The 223-nt window shown below is 57.8% G+C and carries 1 tRNA gene and 1 rRNA gene; both read right to left on the bottom strand.

Annotation, left to right across the window (positions count from 1 at the left end):
* Positions 1–74 (bottom strand) — tRNA-Asp (locus tag WFO70_RS22420).
* Between the two features lie 55 nt (positions 75–129).
* Positions 130–223: ribosomal RNA gene (gene rrf / locus WFO70_RS22415) — 5S ribosomal RNA — on the bottom strand; the annotation flags it as partial.

Raw genomic sequence — 223 nt, 5'->3', positions numbered from 1 at the left:
CGGAACGGACGGGACTCGAACCCGCGACCCCCTGCGTGACAGGCAGGTATTCTAACCGACTGAACTACCGCTCCACCGAATACTTCTGTAACCACCGGTTTAATGCCCCGGTTCACTACGTAATTTGATGCCTGGCAGTTCCCTACTCTCGCATGGGGAGACCCCACACTACCATCGGCGCTACGGCGTTTCACTTCTGAGTTCGGCATGGGGTCAGGTGGGA

Source organism: Leclercia sp. AS011 (assembly GCF_037152535.1).
In the GTDB taxonomy this organism is placed as follows: Bacteria; Pseudomonadota; Gammaproteobacteria; order Enterobacterales; family Enterobacteriaceae; genus Enterobacter.
This window is presented reverse-complemented; position numbering and strand designations above follow the sequence as displayed.